Raw genomic sequence first — 14,400 nt, forward strand, 5'->3', positions numbered from 1 at the left:
GGAAGCGGCCGTGGCCCAGCAGGAGAGCTACGATTTTTCGGCGGTCGAGGCGAAGGACATCATCGCCGACCGCGAGCGCGGCTGGGTGGGCTTCACCAAATTCCTCACCTGGGCGATCATCATCACCGCCGTGGTGCTGCTCGGCCTGCTGATCTTCGTCGCCTGAGCCGGCGCGGCTGGCCCAAGGGCTGGCCGCCGCCTTGCGTCCCGAACACTGTCGTTCGCGGGGTTGAGCCGTGCCTTCAGCGCGCTTCTGGCCTAGTTGCGTCTATCAGAACCGTCGCTGCCCGTTGCCCTGCCGCGGCAGGCTGTGGCGTGCTCAGGGCATGAGGCGAATCACGCCCCCCCGCAAAGCCGCGAAGCGGTTTTGCGGGGAATCCTAATCGACATAGGCCTCGGCGGCCCGGACCACCTCGCCCCAGGCCAACCGCTCGCGCCGGCCGAACGCCGCCAGTTCCTCACGGCGTCGAGGGCTGCGGCACCGCCCCCTGCTGCCGCACCACCTCGATGAAGGCCGGCGCCCGCATCGCCTCCCGCACCGCCTCGTTCAGCCGGTCGAGGACCGGCCGCGGCGTCCGCGCCGGGGCATAGATCGCCTTCCACAGGCCCGAGGTAAGATCGATCCCGAAGCCGGTGACCGGCGGCGCGCCGGGCAGGATGGCAAGCGGCCCTTCGGCGACCACTGCGACCGCGCGCGTCCGGCCGTCCCGCGTCAGGCTCTCCGCCCCGCCGGCCGGCAACGCCATGCAATCCACCTGCCCGGCCATGATCGCCTGCATCGCCGGCGACTGGCTGGTGAAGGGGACGTGCAGCATCTCCACCCCCTTGGCGCGCAGGATGCGCTCCATCGCCAGGTGCGAGGTGCTGGCAACGCCCCAGGAGGCGAAGGTGAGCTGACCGGGCGCCCTCTCCCCGGCGGCGAGCAGCGCCGGGAAGTCGCGCAGGCCAGGCTGCGAGGGCCCGACCACGACGGCGAAGGGGAAATGCGCGACCAGGCTGATCGGCGCGAAGTCGCGCTCCGGATCATAGTGCAGCGCGCGGTAGGAGCTCGGGTTGATCGCCTGGGTGTCGACGATCCCCATCCAGAGCGTGCTGCCATCCGGCGCCGCCCGCGCCGCCGCGGCAGCGCCGACGCCCCCTCCGGCCCCGGGGCGGTTCTCCACCACCACCGGCTGGCCGAGCACCGGGCTGAGCGCCTGCGCCATGGCGCGGCTGACGATGTCGTTCAGCCCGCCCGGCGCGAAGCCCGAGAGGATGCGGACGGGCCGGTCGACCATGGCGGCCCGGGCAGGGCTGCCGATCGCGGCGGCGATGAGGACGGGGGCAACCAGCGGCAGGCCGAGGCCGGCGCCGAGCAGGGCACGGCGGGGGGTGGGAGGGGACATGGGGTCTCCAGCATCAGGGCCGAGACCGGCATTTCCATTTCCCCACGCCCGGCAGGGTGCCGCGCCACCCCTCCCCGATCAAGGGCCTGATCGGAAGGCGATGGCGCGGCGGCGCGGCTCAGCCGACGATCTCGATGCCCGAGAAGAAGAAGGCCACCTCGGTCGCGGCATTCTCGGCGCTGTCGGAGCCGTGCACGCTGTTCGCCTCGATGCTCTCGGCGAATTCCTTGCGGATGGTCCCCGGCGCGGCATTGGCCGGGTTGGTCGCGCCCATAATCTCGCGGTTCTTCGCGACGGCGTTCTCGCCCTCCAGCACCTGCACCACCACCGGGCCGGAGGTCATGAAGGCGACCAGGTCCTTGTAGAAGGGCCGCTCCTTGTGGACGGCGTAGAAGGCGCCGGCCTGGGCCTCGGACAGGTGCAGCCGCTTCTGGGCGACGATGCGCAGGCCCGCCTCCTCGAACTTGGCGTTGATCTTGCCGGTCAGGTTCCGGCGCGTCGCGTCCGGCTTCAGGATGGAGAGGGTGCGCTCGACGGTCATGGGATGTTCCTTCGGGGTTCCGGGGAGTCGGGCCGCCGGATAGGCGGGGTTCCCGATGGATGCAAGCCCAACCCGACGCGGCCCGGCGCGTTGAGGCGGCATGAGCGACGACCGGCGCACCCAGGACCCGAAGCCCCGCCAGGGCTATATTCCCCGCCCGCCAAGCCAGGCCGATCTCGACCTGGTCAGCGGCCAGCAGGGCATGATCGAGGATGAGTGGAGCGGCGAGCCGCCGAAGCCGGCCGCCCAGCCGGTGACGAAGACCGAGCCGCCGCCCGGCTGACCGGCCCCTCGCGGCCTGGCCATCGGTGGCCATAGCGGCGTCACGAGCCCTGGTGCGACAACGCAAAACGCGGCGCATGATCCGCCAGTGGCTGGGATCATCATGGGCTGCGTGGTAAGCGGCTGACCCTCCGCTGCGGAACCGGGCCAGGGCCATTCGCGTGCCGCCGCCGAGCGAGAGGCCAGCATCGCCGGTTGGAATGCTGCTCACCTTCCGCCGCGATCCGCTGTAGAAGCGCCGGCCATGACCATCCTCGCCATCCGTGACCTCACGCTCCGCATCGCCGGCCGTGCCCTGCTGGAGGGCGCCGATCTCGGCGTGGATCCCGGCCGCAAGATCGGGCTCGTCGGACGGAACGGCGCCGGCAAGTCCACCCTGCTGCGCGCCATCATCGGCGAGATCCAGCCCGATGGCGGCGAGATCCGCCTCGCCGCCCGCGCCCGGCTCGGCCATGTGGCGCAGGAGGCGCCGGGCGGCCCGGCCAACCTGCTGGAGACGGTGCTGGCCGCCGATGCCGAACGGGCGGCGCTGCTGGCCGAGGCCGAGGGTCAACCAGAGCCGCACCGGCTGGGCGAGATCCACGAGCGGCTGATCGCCATCGGCGCCGAGAGCGCTCCGGCCCGCGCCGCTACCATCCTCGCCGGGCTCGGCTTCGACGCCGCGGCGCAGGCGCGGCCGATCGCCGAGTTCTCCGGCGGCTGGCGCATGCGCGTGGCGCTCGCCCGCGCCCTCTTCCTCGAGCCTGACCTGCTGCTGCTGGACGAGCCGACCAACCATCTCGACCTTGAGGCGACGCTCTGGCTGGAGGGCTGGCTGCAGCGCTTCCCCGGCGCGGCGATCGTCGTCAGCCACGACCGCGGGCTGCTCGACCGCTGCGTCGACGCCATCGCGCATCTCGATCGCGGCCGGATCACCTTCTATCCGGGCGGCTTCGAGAATTTCGTCCGCGTCCGCGCCGAGCGGCAGGCGCAGCAACTAGCGCAGAACGAGAAGCTCATCGCCGAGCGGGCCCGCATCCAGACCTTCGTCGACCGCTTCCGCGCCAAGGCCACAAAGGCGCGGCAGGCGCAGTCCCGCCTGAAGGCGCTGGAGCGCATGCCGGCGATCGAGGCGGTGGTCGAGGATACGGTGACGCGCTTCGCCTTCCCCGAGCCGACCGCCCTGCCGCCGCCAGTGCTCTCCATCAGCCGCGGCAGCGCCGGCTATGATGGGCGCATCGTGCTGCAGGGGCTGAACCTGCGGCTCGACCAGGAGGACCGCATCGCCCTGCTCGGCGCCAATGGCAACGGCAAGTCCACCCTGGCGAAGCTGCTGGCCGGGCGGCTCGACCTCATGGCCGGGGAGATGCACCGGGCGCCGAAGCTCCGCGTCGGCTATTTCGCGCAGCACCAGTCGGAGGAGCTGGATCCGCGCGGCACGCCGCTCTCCCACATGCAGGCGGCGCTGCCGCGGGCGACGGAGACGCAGTGCCGCAGCCAGCTCGCCCGCTTCGGCCTGGATGCCGACCGCGCCGAGACGCTGATCGGCGCCTGCTCGGGCGGCGAGAAGGCGCGGCTGCTGCTCGCCCTCTGCACGCGCGAGGCGCCGCACCTGCTCATCCTGGACGAGCCGACCAACCATCTCGACATCGACGCGCGCGAGGCGCTGGTCAAGGCGCTCGCCGAATATGGCGGCGCCGTCGTGCTCATCACCCACGACCCGCATCTGGTCGAGCTGGCAGCGGACCGGCTCTGGCTGGTCGCCGACGGCACGGTGCGGAGCTTCGAGGGCGATCTCGACGAGTACCGCGCGCTGCTCGCCGAGCGCGCCCGCGGGCCGGCGAAGCTCGAGGCCGCGCCGACGCGGCGCGACGAGCGGCGCGAGCGGGCCGAGGCGCGCACCGCCCTCGCCCCGCTGCGCGAGCGGCTGAAGCGCGTCGAGGCGCAGCTCGGCAAGCTGCAGGCGGAGGCGGCGACCATCGACGGCGCGCTGAACGACCCGCGGCTTTACGCCAACAACAATGCCGAACTCGTCACCCGCGCCACGGCGCGGCGCGCCGTCATCGCGCGCGAGGTCGAGGCGCTGGAGACGGAGTGGCTGGAGCTGCAGGAGAAGCTCGAGCTCGCCTGAGCAAAGCAGAACTTGTAGTGCCTTTCGCGACCCGCTGCCTGTTGCCCTGCCGCGGCTTCGCCACGATAGGCTGTGACGCCCCTTGGGCCCGGGGGACTCCATGGGGCCCCGCAAAGCCGCGAAGCGGTTTGTGGGGCGTTCCTACAGGCGCTCCACGGCCGTCAGCAGGCAGCCCGGCCGGGCGGTGTGGATGTTGATCCAGCGCGCCCGCGCATCCGCCAGCGCGCGTTCGAGCGCCGGCGCGACCGAGGCGCCCTCACTCACCGCCCCCAGCGCGTAGAGGCACAGCCCCGCCGCATCATAGGCGCGGACCGAGACGAGGCCATTGGCCAGCACGATCGGCGCGATCTCGTCGCGCGCGGTGAAGCGGGTGCAATCGCGCGCATGCAGGAAGATCGGGCTCGGCGTCCAATAGACGCCCTGCGGGTTCGGCAGGTGGTAGCTGCCGAGCAGCATCGCCTCGCCCGCCTCGCCCAATTGCAGGCAATGCCGGCAGGGGAAGCCGGGCCCGTCGACGAGGCGGCGATGCAGCGCCAGGCCGCGGTCGTCATGGCCGGTGGCGCGCCAGCGTGTCGCGGTCTCGGTCGGGATGGGGAGGCAACGGAAACCGGGCATGGCGGGGTGCTCCTTCGGTGCGGCATTCCCGCTCGGCCGGGCCGATGCCGCCATCCGCCGGTTGCGTCGCTGCGTACGGGTGGTCGCAACGTCTCCCTGGTGGCTCCCACAGGCGCGATCCGGTGTCGGAACCAAACGCCCATTGCTTCCTCTGCATGCAGCGCACGCCTGCCATGTCATCAGCCTGGCAAATCATCGGCATCCACGATCAGCATTGGGATGATGGGGGAATAAGGCGCATCTCAACTGGCGAAAGGGCGGCACGAACGCCCTGACACACCAAAGGACGTTTTCATTATGTTTCGCACCATGCTTCTCGCTTCCTCCCTCGCGCTGGGCCTGACGGGCGCCGCGCTGGCCCAGGGCGGACCGCGGATGGTTGGTGGCGGCCCGGATGCCCAGGTGGTCTACGACGCGCCGGTGGACAACGTGGTCGGCGGCGGCACCGCCACCATCGTCGGCGGCGCCAATGACCAGCGCCTCGTCTATGGCGGTGGCCTGACCACGATCGCGCCGAACGGCATGGTCGCCGAGATCGTCGGCGAGGCCGGCAACCGGCACGTGATCTACCATCCGGCCGCCCAGGCCAATAACGCCGGCCTCTATGCCAGCAGCGTGCGCGGTCAGCGCGGCTGAGGGCCCGGTCGCGTCGGAGCCGGCGCGATCCTGACCAGGACCTGCCCCAAGGATCCTCATCGGAGCAGCCCCTGCCGCGTCGCGGCAGGGGCTGGTGCCGTTCCGGCTCCACAAGCCAGCGGGCAGGTCACATTCCTCCATCCGGTTGGGGGGAATGTGCCCTAAAGCGTGATCGCTTGAGGTGGACTCACCGAAAAGCGTGCGTCACGCGATCAAACAACGGCCTGGACCACGATCCGCGACCCTGTGTGAGCGGATCATGGTCTAGCGCGATCCGTGTCGGTGGATTGCCTCCCGATACGGTCACGCACCGGGCCTGGAAGCCTCAGTTCAGTTTCAGCCCCAGCTTCTCGATCATCGCCCGGTCCTCGGCGACCTGCTGGCGGACGAAGGCGGCGTATTCCTCAGGGCCCTTGTACATCACCGGCATGTCGAAGCGCTCCAGCACCGCCAGATGCGCCGGATCCTCCAGCGCCGGGCGGAAGACATCGTGCACCGCCCGCACCAGACCGGGATCCATGTTTTTCGGCCCGGCGATGCCGTAGGGCGAGGCGCTGACGATGTCGATGCCGACCTCGCGCAGGGTCGGCGTCTCCGGGAAGCGCTTCGCCCGCTGGTCGCCCCAGGTGACCAGCAGCCGCGCCCGGCCGTCCTCGACCAGTTGCGCCCAGCCGCTGCTGTCGGCCAGCGCGTCGATCTGGCCGCCGAGCAGGGCATTCATGTTCTCGGCAAAGCCGCGGAAGGGGACATGCGTCCAGTCGATCCCCCGCTCGGCGGCGATGCGCTCCATCGTCAGGTGCAGCGAGGTGCCGATGCCGGGCGAGCCGTAATTCAGCTTGCCGGGATTGGCCTTCGCGTAGTCGAGGAATTCCGGGAAGGTCTTCCAGGGGGCGTCGGTGCGGACGACGACGCCGAAGAGATAGCCGCAGAGATGGATGATGTAGGTGAAGTCGTTCACCGGATCGTACATCGGCCGGGTCGACATCAGCGGCGTGCGCCAGACCGTGACCGGCATCTGGCCGAGCGTGTAGCCGTCCGGCTTCTCGTTCAGCATCGCCTGCGCGCCGAGGATGCCGCCAGCGCCCGACTTGTTCTCGACCACCACCGGCTGGCCGATGCGGCGGGAGGCGGCGTCGCAGAGGGCGCGCATCTGTACGTCGGTCGTGCCGCCCGGTGCCCAGGGCACGAACATCCGCAGCGGGCGGCTCGGGAAGGCAGGTTGGCCGAGGGCGGGCGCGGTAAGGGCGGCGGCGCCGAGCGCCAGCGTGGCGCGACGGCCGAAGAGGGGAAGCATGGCTGTCGTCTCCCGGTGGGACGGCGTCGGGACGCGTGGCGCCGCGACGGATTGGCGTTCGGGGCAGAACGCCGGGGGGCTGTAGAACAGGCCCCCTCCCGGGGCAATGCCCTGGGCGCGGACGGGCCCCGCTCAGGCGGCGGAACGCGCCGCCAGGCCGCCCGCCTGCGCCGGCAGGCGCTGCAAATGCACCCCGGCCTGCCGCGCCGCCAGGGCGGCGATATGGTCGTGATGGGTGAAGAGGATCACCTGGGTCCTCGCGCCGAGTTGTGCCAGCAAATCGAGCGCCGCGGCGGCCCGGGCATCATCGAAATGCACCAGGAGATCGTCGGCGACGAAGGGCAGCGGCGCGGCATGCGCGGCATGGTGCTCGATCCAGGCGACGCGCAGCGCCAAGTAGAGTTGGTCGCGCGTGCCCTCGCTGAGCGCCTCGACGGCGCAGTCGCTGCCATCGCTGCGCACCGCCCGCAGCAGCACCCGCCCCTTCTCGTCCTCCTCGGCGGCGAGCCGGGCATAGCGGCCGCCGGTCAGCAGGGCGAAATGCCCGCCGGCCGCCCGCAGCAGCGGCGTCTGCTGCTCGTTGCGGAAGCGGTCGATGCCGGCCTGCAGCAGGCGCCGCGCCAGGTGCAGCCGGCCGTAGCGCTCGGCGGCGCCGCGGGCCTCGGCAAGGGCCTGCTCAGCGGCCTGGGCATGCGCCGCGGCGTCGCGGCCGCGCTGCATCCCGGCCAGCCGCTCCTCCACCGTCGCCTGCTCGCCGCCGAGCCGGCGCAGCCCCTCGGCGAGCGCCACCTGCTCACCCTCGATGGCGGCGAGCCGCGCCTGGGCGGCATCGGCATCGAGGCTCGCCGCCTCGGCCCGCAACTCTGCCTCGGCGAGGCCATCCCCCTGCTCGGCCAGGAGCCGTTCGAGCGCAGCGAGTTCGGCCTCCAGCCCGTCGCGGCGCCGCGCCTCGCCGATCGCGGCCTCCAGCGCGGCCTCGTCGGCGAGGCCGGCCGCCGCCTGCAAGGCCGCGATCTCGGCGCCGGCTGCCGCGCCGCGCCGCTCGGCCGCTGCCGCCGCCGCGGCATGGGCGGCGGTCTCCGCGTCGAGCCGCGCCGCCTCCTCCGCCGTCTTCCGCGCGGCCTCCAGGCGCCGGGACAGGCCCTGCGCCAGCACCGCGGGCGTCGCCTCTGCCGCGGCCTCCGGCAGGCGCGCCAGCACCGCGCGCAGCCCCGTCTCGAAGCCGGCGATGACCTCCTCCAGCGCGGCGATGCGCTGCTCGGCCGCGCGCCAGGCCTGCGCCGCCTCGGCGATGCGCGCCCAGGCGGCGAGCGCCGCCTCGACCCTGTCGGTCTCCGCCATGGGCGGCAGGCCGAGCGAGGCCAGCGCCTCGGCCCAGCCCGCTTCCAGCGCCGCCACGGCGCGCGCCGCCTCCGCCGCCGCCTCGCGCCGGCCGGGCAGCCGCGCCTCCTCCGCGGCCAGGGCCTCGGCGCGGGCGCGATGCGCCAGCAGCGCCGCTTCCGCCTCGCGGCAGGCCTCGTCCGCCGCCGCCAGCAGCGGGGCGAGCGCCGCGCCCTCCGGCGCCGGGGCGAAAAGACTGGCCAGGGCGCCCCGGGCGGCCTCGCGCCGGGCGGCGAGCTCGGCACAGGCCTGCCGCGCCTCGCGCTCGGTGGCGGCGCGGGCCAGCACCCCCTCGCGCGCCCGCCGCCATTCCGTCATCGCCTCCGGCGCGGCGGGGCGCAGGCCGGCAGCGGCCCAGAGCGCCTCCCAGCCGGCCCGGGCCTCGGCGAGCCCGGCCTCGGCCGCCTGCCGCGCCGCCGCCGCCGCATCCCGCCGGCGCTGCGCCTGCACCAGCCGCGCCTGCCGCAGCGCGTAGTCGGCGACCCGCTGCGCCTCCTCCGCCCGCCGGTCGGCGAGACGGTCGGCGGCATCGCCCAGGGCCTCGAATTCCGCCGTCGCGGCCGGCCCGGCCGCCACACCGTCTTCCAGCCCGCGCCGCAGCCGCCGCCAGGCGGCATCGCGCGCCGTCCGCGCCGCCGCCACCGCCTCGCGCGTCGGCACCGCGCCATCGGCGGCAAGGCTGGCGGCGAGCGCCGCCTGCTCGGCCTCGAGCGCCTCGATTTCGGCGGCCAGCCCGGCCTCCTCCTCCCGCGCCCGCTCCCGCCCCTGCTCCGCGGCGGCGAGGCGGCCGGCGGCGGCGGCCTCCTCGGCCAGCAGTGGCAGCGGGCAGGCGGCGAGCGCCGCGGCATCGCCCTGCCAGAGCGGCAGCGCGGCCAGGGCGGCCCTCGCCTCCTCCGCCGCCCGGTCCAGGGCGTGCCGGGCGCGCTCCAGCTCGCGGTCCAGCGGGCCCTCGCCGCGCGCCGCCTCGATCGCCCGGCGCAGGGGCCTGGAGGGTGGCGGCGCCGGCAGGGCGGCGAGCGCGGCGGATGCGGCATCGCGCTGCCGCTCGGCCTCGCGCAGGTCGCGCAGGACATGCGCCTGCCGGGCCTGGCACGTCGCCCGCTCGGTCAGCAGGGCCTGGGCGCGGCGTCGGTCCGACTCGGGCGGCAGCCGCTCGCGCAGGGATTCGACCGGCTCGGCGGCGCCCAGCTCGCGCGCCGCCGCCTCGGCCGCGGCGCGGTAGTCGGCGCGTTCCGCCCGCAGCCGGGGCAGCTCGGCCTCGGCCTGCAGCAGCAGCGGGCGCTGCGCCGCCAGGGTGTCGATGCCGTCCTGCACCGCGAGGACGGCCGGGTCCTCGGCCAGGGCGGCCCGGGCCACGGCGAGGCGCCTCGCCACCTCGGCCTCCCGCGCCGCATCCTGCGCCGCCGCGCGCCGGGCCTCGGCGGCCTGGCGCAGCCGTTCCTCGGTGCCGGCGGGCAGGCGGGGCGCTGCGGCGACCGCGGCCAGCGCCTCCCGCACCCGGTCGAGCTCGGCGAGGCGCGGCCGCACCCGGCGGATGCGCTGCAGCCGGCTGGCCTCGGCGACCAGGGCCTGGTTCTCCGCCCTGGCCCGCGCCACTGCCTGCAGGATGGCCTCTCGCGCCGCGACCGCCTCCTCCCAGTCGCGCGGGCGGATGGCCGCCTCCTCGGCCTCGCGGCGCGCCTGCTGCCAGGCCTCGAGCGCCGCAGCGAAGCGGCGGGCGGTGCGGCGGTCGCCGACCAGCGACTTCGCTTCCTCCTCCAGCCGGCCGAGCGCCTTGTGGAGCTGCGGCATCCCCATGCCGGCGAGCAGGCTCTCGCCCGCCTCGCCGCCGCTTTCGAGCAGGCTGCGGCCGCCGCGGCGCAGCCGCTCGCCATCCAGGCCGAAGCCGCGCTCGAAGAGCTCGCGGCTGGCGCCGCCGAGGAAGCGGCGCAGCGCCTCCTCCGGCAGGGGGTTCTCCGCGGCGTCGAGCAGCGTGCCCTGGCGGCCCTTGCGGCGTTGGAATCCGGCCTGCCGGCCCTCCTCATCGGCCAGGGTGAAGCCGATGCGGAGCGCCTTCGCCTCGTGCAGGAAGTCGCGGCTGGTCTGATGGCGGAAGCCGAACAGCGCGTCGGCGATCGCCTCCAGCGCGGTGGACTTCCCCGCCTCGTTGGCCCCCTGCACCACGTGCAGCGTCGCGCCGGCCGGAAAATCGAGCGTCAGGTCGGTGAGATGGCCGTAGCGCAGCAGGTCGAGGCGCAGCAGCCTCATGATGCCTCCGCTGCCTCCAGGGCGCGGGCGACCTCGGCCCAGGCATCCTCGGCCAGCGCCCGCAGGGCGGCGGCATCGCCGGGCAGGTCGAGCCCCTCGCGCGCCGCGGCGGGCAGCTTCTGCCGCAGCGATTCGAAATGTGCCAGCAGCTCGCCGAGCAGGGCCTGATCCTCGAGCCCCGCCGCGAAGGCCTCCCGCAGCGGCTGCCACGCCCCCTCGGCCTCGGCGCGAACGGGCCGGGTGCGCAGCTTCACCGATTCCACCCAGAGCGTGCCGCCGGCCTGGATGGCGGCGTTGCGGCATTCGGCGGCCAACGATTCGGTGTCGCCGAGCAGCGCGGCATGCAGCGGCGTGGCGCCGCGCAGCGTGATGCGGGCCAGCATCGGCCGGTCCTCGGCGCCGGCGAGCGCCGCCCGCACCGCCTCACCCATCCGCGCCTGCAGGGCAAGGATATCCGCCCCCTCGGCATCCACCTCCACCGCCGCCCAGCGCAGCGTGTCGACCGCCCGGTGCTCCACCGCGACCACGCGGCCATCCTCGACCGTGACGATGCTGCAGCCCTTGGCGCCGGTCTCCTTCGGGTGCCGGCCCTGGATGTTGCCGGGGAAGACCACCCAGGGCTGCTCGCAGAGCACGCGGCGGGCATGGATATGGCCGAGCGCCCAGTAGTCGTAGCCCTTCAGCCGCAGGGCGCCGAGCTGGCAGGGGGCATAGGTCTCGTGCTCGCCCGGCTCCTCGCCCGAGGTGTGCAGCACGCCGATATTGACGAGGCCGGGCAGCGGCGCCCGGTAGCCGGCCGAGAGGTCCTCCGGCACCGCCCGGTTCGGGAAGGAATGCCCGTGCAGGACGATGCCGAGCTCGGGCAGCGGGAAGCTCTCGCAGGTGCGGGAGGAGAATTCCCGGACATTCTCCGGCGCCTTCAGCGCCCGGGTGATGACCGAGCGGGCATCGTGGTTGCCGCGCAGCAGGAAGCAGGGGCGCCGCAGCCGCGCCATCTGCTCGGCGAAGAAAAGGCCGGTCGAGAAATCCTTCCAGTCGCCGTCATAGAGATCGCCGGCGATGACGACGAAGGCGACATCCTCGGCGATCGCCAGGTCGATCAGGGCGGCGAAGGCGCGCCGCGTGACGTCGCGCAGCAGCGCGGCCGGCAGGTCCGCCCGCGCCTGCAGCCCGGCGAGCGGGCTGTCGAGATGGATATCGGCGGCGTGCAGGAACTTCATGACGGGGACGCCGCCCCCCTCCTCGGGGAATCAGTACATGGCGAAGATCCGGGCAATCTCTGCCGGATCGCGCGTCACCGTCAAGGCAAGCGCGAGGAGGATGCGGGCTTTTTGCGGGTTAAGGTTGTCGGCGGGAAGGAAGCCGGCCTCGGCCAGCTTGCTGGTGGGGAAGACCCGGCCGCTGCCGGCCCGGGTGGACTGCACCACGATCACCCCCCTGGCGCGCGCCTCCCGCAGCGCCTCGGCATCGCCCGGGGTGACGAAGCCGGGCGCGAAGCCGGCGGCGACGATGCCCTCGGCGCCGGCGGCGAGGAAGGCCCGCACGGCGGTGCCGTCGGCCCCGGCATGGCTGTAGGCGATATCGACCCGCGGCAGCGCCGCCAGCCGGCGGATGTCGAACTCGGTCTCTGGCGCCAGCCGCCGCAGCGGCCGGCGGTACCAGGCCAGCCCGTCGCCATCGGCATGGCCGAGCACGCCGACATCCGGGCTGCGGAAGGTCTGCATGCGGCCGGTCGAGGTCTTGGTCACCTCCCGCGCCGCCTGGATCTCGTCGTTCAGCAGCACCAGCGCGCCGAGGCCGCGCGCCTCCTCGCTCGCCGCGACCCGCACCGCGTTGACGAGGTTCAGCCCGGCATCGGTGGACAGCGCCGAGGCCGGGCGCTGCGAGCCCACCACCACCACGGGCACCGGCACCTTCAACGCGAGGGAGAGGAAATAGGCCGTCTCCTCCAGCGAGGCGGTGCCATGGCCGATGACGATGCCGGCGAGGCCGGGCGTCTCGGCCACCACCCGGTCGCAGAGCAGGACCAGCTCCTTCCACTCGGTCCAGCCGATCTGCGGCGAGGGCACGTTGCGGTAGGGCACCGCGAAGACCTCGGCGACCTGCTGCACCTCGGGGAAGCGGTCGAGGATGCCGTCCGCCTGCAGCATGACGCCGTTGGCGCCGTAGTTGACGGTGTCCAGCGGCCCCTTGCCGATCGAGGCGATGGTCCCGCCGGTGCCGATGAAGGCGATCTTCCTCATGCCGCGTCCCTGGCAAGGGTGGTGGTGAACCCGGCGATGCATTCATCCACCGTCAGCACGTCGCCGAATTGCAGGTAGAAGGCGATCAGGCTCGCCGCATGCTCGGCATCCGTCACCGCGGCGCAGCCATCGCTGACCATCACGGTGCGGAAGTTCAGCATCATGGCGTCGCGGGCGCTGCTCTCGCAGCAGACATTGGTCACCGTGCCGGTGATCAGCACCGTGTCGATCCCCCGCGCGCGCAGCCGCGCCGGCAGGTCGGAGCCGCCCTGGATGAAGGCGCTGTAGCGGTATTTCCGCACCACCTCGTCGCCCGGCCGCACATCGAGCCCCGGCCAGAGCGCGTTGCCCTCCGTCCCCTCGCTCATCGCCGCGGCGCGGCGGGCGCGGGCGGCCGGCGTCGCCATGTCCTGCATGACGGACCATTCGGTCTCGCAGCGGGCGTCGAAGGTGTTCTGGATCCAGTAGACGGCGCCGCCGGCCGCCCGCAGCGCCGCCGCGAGCTGGTTCACCTTGGGCACGACATGCTCGGCCATCGGGCACCAGGCATGCGCCAGGTCCTCGCGCATGAAGCCGTTCTGCAGATCGACCACGACGAGGGCGGTCCGGCCGGCCTCGAGCCGGGCGAAGGGGTGCGGCGTGCCGCAACGGGCGGCGACCCGGGCCTGGATGCTCTCGGGCAGGGTGAAGGGGTGCATGCTGACGCTCCCGGCATAGACAGGGCCGGCGCGGCGATCCTCGGCCGGCTCTGGCGGCCGGTGCCGCAGCCTAGCCCGGCCAGGCCGAGGCGGAAACTCCCCGCCCGTTCCCCGGCAGGCCCGATTCCTGCTAGGCCAAAGTGAGCTAGGCCAAGCCGAGCCCCCCGCTGCCCGGAGCCCCCGCATGCCCGCCTTCGTCCCGCCCGGCGTCATTGGCCACAACCGCAGTCTCTTCGCGCGCAACTACGCCCTCCTGCCGCCGGAGGGCATGTTCCCCAGCCTGCTCCCTGGGCTGCGCGACGCCCAGGTCTACTACCAGGCGACGCCGCGCATGGGCGCCCGCTTCGCCCAGGGGACGCTGGAGGTCTTCCCGGGCGGCGGCACGCGGGAACCGCGGGAGGACGGGCTGGAGCATTTCGTCTACGTGCTGTCCGGCACGCTCGCCGTCGCGGCGGGGCGGGAGAGCGCCTCCCTCGCCCCGGGCGGCTTCGCCTATATCCCGGCCGGCACCGGCTTCTCCTTCCGCAACCGGGGCGAGGCGACGGTGCGCGCAGTCTGGATCAAGCGGCGCTATGTGGCGGCGCCGGGCTACGGCGCGCCGGCGCTCCGCTTCGGTAGCCGCGAGACGGTGCCGCGCACCACCGTCGATGACAGCGGCCGCTGGCGGCAATACCTGCTCGGCACCGCCGACATGACCATGGATTTCGAGATGAACGTCATGGGCTTCGCGCCCGGGACGCATTTCCACTGCGTCGAGACCCATGTCTTCGAGCATGGGCTGGTGATGCTGGAGGGCCAGGGGCTGCAATTGCTCGACCGCGACTGGCACGAGCTCTGGGCCGGCGATTTCGTCTGGATGGCCAGCTTCGTGCCGCAGCAATTCTATTGCACGGGCTGGGAGGGCGCTGCCTACCTCCTCTACAAGGACGTCAACCGCGACGTAGAGTTGTGAGCAGGGGAGCTGTGAGC

At 73.4% G+C, this 14,400-nt stretch carries 13 protein-coding genes; 5 read left to right on the forward strand and 8 right to left on the reverse strand.

The genetic code is table 11. From position 1 onward, the window contains the following. Positions 1 to 10 precede the first annotated feature (10 nt). The gene (locus tag HJG45_RS15290) at positions 11 to 166 is read left to right on the forward strand and encodes a hypothetical protein (protein ID WP_171612969.1); all 156 of its coding nucleotides are present in this window, start codon (positions 11 to 13) and stop codon (positions 164 to 166) included. A gap of 292 nt (positions 167 to 458) precedes the next feature. Here HJG45_RS15290 and HJG45_RS15295 read toward each other — a convergent pair whose 3' ends face one another. Together HJG45_RS15295 and ndk are read right to left on the reverse strand one after the other, a co-directional pair. Further along, positions 459 to 1,385 carry a tripartite tricarboxylate transporter substrate binding protein gene (locus HJG45_RS15295; RefSeq protein WP_171612970.1) on the reverse strand — a complete coding sequence of 309 codons (927 nt, stop codon included), beginning with the start codon at positions 1,383 to 1,385 and terminating at the stop codon, positions 459 to 461. A 118-nt stretch (positions 1,386 to 1,503) separates the two neighbouring features. Then, positions 1,504 to 1,926: a nucleoside-diphosphate kinase gene (ndk, locus tag HJG45_RS15300; protein WP_171612971.1), complete on the reverse strand. Its 423-nt coding sequence runs from the start codon at positions 1,924 to 1,926 to the stop codon at positions 1,504 to 1,506. 100 nt (positions 1,927 to 2,026) lie between these two features. On the opposite strand from ndk, the gene HJG45_RS15305 reads away from it, so the two are divergent. Both HJG45_RS15305 and HJG45_RS15310 read left to right on the forward strand, forming a co-directional pair. Beyond that, positions 2,027 to 2,209 (forward strand): hypothetical protein, encoded by a 183-nt coding sequence (locus HJG45_RS15305; RefSeq protein WP_171612972.1) that lies wholly within the window; start codon positions 2,027 to 2,029, stop codon positions 2,207 to 2,209. A gap of 243 nt (positions 2,210 to 2,452) precedes the next feature. Next, positions 2,453 to 4,318, forward strand: a complete 1,866-nt coding sequence (locus HJG45_RS15310; RefSeq protein WP_171612973.1) for an ABC-F family ATP-binding cassette domain-containing protein — start codon at positions 2,453 to 2,455, stop codon at positions 4,316 to 4,318. A gap of 141 nt (positions 4,319 to 4,459) precedes the next feature. Here the strand turns inward: HJG45_RS15310 and HJG45_RS15315 are convergent, their stop codons facing one another. After that, positions 4,460 to 4,933 (reverse strand): DUF1203 domain-containing protein, encoded by a 474-nt coding sequence (locus HJG45_RS15315; protein WP_171612974.1) that lies wholly within the window; start codon positions 4,931 to 4,933, stop codon positions 4,460 to 4,462. 297 nt (positions 4,934 to 5,230) lie between these two features. Here HJG45_RS15315 and HJG45_RS15320 point away from each other — a divergent pair, with 297 nt between their 5' ends. After that, positions 5,231 to 5,569 (forward strand): hypothetical protein, encoded by a 339-nt coding sequence (locus tag HJG45_RS15320; RefSeq protein WP_171612975.1) that lies wholly within the window; start codon positions 5,231 to 5,233, stop codon positions 5,567 to 5,569. 325 nt (positions 5,570 to 5,894) lie between these two features. Here the strand turns inward: HJG45_RS15320 and HJG45_RS15325 are convergent, their stop codons facing one another. The 5 genes from HJG45_RS15325 to HJG45_RS15345 all read right to left on the reverse strand — a co-directional run bounded on the left by HJG45_RS15325 (position 5,895) and on the right by HJG45_RS15345 (position 13,431). Next, positions 5,895 to 6,863: a tripartite tricarboxylate transporter substrate binding protein gene (locus tag HJG45_RS15325; protein ID WP_171612976.1), complete on the reverse strand. Its 969-nt coding sequence runs from the start codon at positions 6,861 to 6,863 to the stop codon at positions 5,895 to 5,897. Between the two features lie 132 nt (positions 6,864 to 6,995). Beyond that, the gene (locus HJG45_RS15330; RefSeq protein ID WP_171612977.1) at positions 6,996 to 10,490 is read right to left on the reverse strand and encodes an AAA family ATPase; all 3,495 of its coding nucleotides are present in this window, start codon (positions 10,488 to 10,490) and stop codon (positions 6,996 to 6,998) included. Further along, on the reverse strand, positions 10,487 to 11,710 hold the full coding sequence (locus tag HJG45_RS15335) for a DNA repair exonuclease (protein ID WP_171612978.1): 1,224 nt from the start codon (positions 11,708 to 11,710) through the stop codon (positions 10,487 to 10,489). The genes HJG45_RS15330 and HJG45_RS15335 overlap by 4 nt, the downstream gene beginning before the upstream one ends. A 30-nt stretch (positions 11,711 to 11,740) precedes the next feature. Beyond that, complete coding sequence (locus HJG45_RS15340) at positions 11,741 to 12,733, reverse strand: asparaginase (protein WP_171612979.1); 993 nt, start codon at positions 12,731 to 12,733, stop codon at positions 11,741 to 11,743. Continuing rightward, positions 12,730 to 13,431, reverse strand: a complete 702-nt coding sequence (locus HJG45_RS15345; protein WP_171612980.1) for an isochorismatase family cysteine hydrolase — start codon at positions 13,429 to 13,431, stop codon at positions 12,730 to 12,732. Before HJG45_RS15345 ends, HJG45_RS15340 begins: the two co-directional genes overlap by 4 nt. Positions 13,432 to 13,615: 184 nt before the next feature. On the opposite strand from HJG45_RS15345, the gene allE reads away from it, so the two are divergent. Continuing rightward, positions 13,616 to 14,383, forward strand: coding sequence for a (S)-ureidoglycine aminohydrolase (allE, locus tag HJG45_RS15350; RefSeq protein WP_171612981.1), 768 nt, complete (start codon positions 13,616 to 13,618; stop codon positions 14,381 to 14,383). Positions 14,384 to 14,400 lie beyond the last annotated feature (17 nt).

It is taken from the genome of Roseicella sp. DB1501, assembly GCF_013112485.1.
GTDB lineage: Bacteria > Pseudomonadota > Alphaproteobacteria > Acetobacterales > Acetobacteraceae > Paracraurococcus.